The sequence below is a fragment of the Nonomuraea sp. NPDC003804 genome (assembly GCF_040610675.1).
In the GTDB taxonomy this organism is placed as follows: domain Bacteria; phylum Actinomycetota; class Actinomycetes; order Streptosporangiales; family Streptosporangiaceae; genus Nonomuraea.
Window position 1 is genome coordinate 1 of record NZ_JBEXMT010000116.1, and the last position, 1,258, is coordinate 1,258.

At 57.2% G+C, this 1,258-nt stretch carries 2 protein-coding genes; both read left to right on the forward strand.

Features of this window, described 5'->3' with window-relative positions; all coding sequences use genetic code 11:
* Window positions 1–489: protease inhibitor I42 family protein (locus tag ABZX22_RS45175; RefSeq protein WP_354923533.1), on the forward strand; the 489-nt coding region annotated here is incomplete at its 5' end.
* Entirely contained in the window at window positions 486–1,118 is a 633-nt protein-coding gene (locus ABZX22_RS45180) for a C1 family peptidase (RefSeq protein ID WP_354923536.1), read from the forward strand. The genes ABZX22_RS45175 and ABZX22_RS45180, both read left to right, overlap by 4 nt.
* Window positions 1,119–1,258 lie beyond the last annotated feature (140 nt).

Consider the following 1,258-nt stretch of genomic DNA (forward strand, 5'->3'; position numbering starts at 1 on the left):
AAGGAACTCCTGAAGATCCAGCCGATCGACATCAAACAGGCGCTGCTCAAAGGACAGAATTTTGAATCTCGTAGGGAGGTATGGCTCCTCGACGAAAGTGATCGGGCGAGCGTGCTGGAGCCGCGTGCGGATGACCAGGTCTTGGTTCGTTTGAGAAGCAACGCCTCATCGGGCTACCTCTGGTCGTTGACTGAGCTAGCATCGGACGGTTTCCAGATTCGCCCGATATCGTGTCGAACCGAGGAGGTGGTCGATCCGAGGCAGATCGTTTTCGGCGCAGCCACCGCGGAATTTCTACTGACCTACGACAACCCTGCGAGTCTTCCAGACGGCGAAACGCGTGCCTTTTCTATGCAAGAGCAGCGGCCTTGGTTGAAGGGGGGCGAAGCTATCGCGACGTTCGAAACGAGGGCTAAATTTGAGCAAATCGAGCCTGGTCTGACGCGAGTCGCTAAGCGGAACTTATTGAGCGAGGCGTCGATAGCTTGATCATCAAGGAAGAAATAGCCCTGCCGCAGGCAAACAATGCTGCACGCGACCAAGGGCAGCGCCCGACCTGTATTGCGTTCGCCCTATCGGAGCTAAATCTCCGATTCGCTCCGCAGAGTGAGGTGCTGAGTCCCGAGTATGTCTATCAAGGTGCCGCCACACTAACGTCCAATTGGGCCTCGGGTGATGGTGTCTCCTTAGGACTCGCGCTCCAAGTGGCATCGTTCGGGCAACCTACCGAGCAGGACTTCCCGTATCAGGCAACGGAGCCATCACCGCCTGTTTCGTTGCCGCCAGTTGGTTTGCGCCTCTATGGAAGAGCGCTGGATCTGCTTCCGCACGATCCTGATTCAATTGCCGACGCGATTCGAAGGAATCTTCCCGTGGGCATCGGCATGAGGTTGACCCAAAGCTTCTTCATTCCGGCGAGCGGAGTGGTCACGTTTGAGCAGTTGCCCCTGCCCAACGCACTACATGCAGTAGCAGTTGTTGGGCTTGGCAGGGCCGATGACGGCGCCCCCTATTTCCGAATTCGCAACAGCTGGGGCGACAAGTGGGGAGCACACGGGCAGGCATGGCTTCCCGAAATTTACATTCGCGAGCACGTTATCTGTGCGTTTGGAGGGTGAGAGTGGCTAAGGTATTTACGGGTGAAAGGCTAGTTCCTGTCTGGGTCTCCGCAGTGCGTAGCCTGAACGAAGCCCCTCAGAGGACGGATCGAAACTATGTCCTGGAGATTGCCTCCTCGACGATCCTCGGCGGCGGCCAC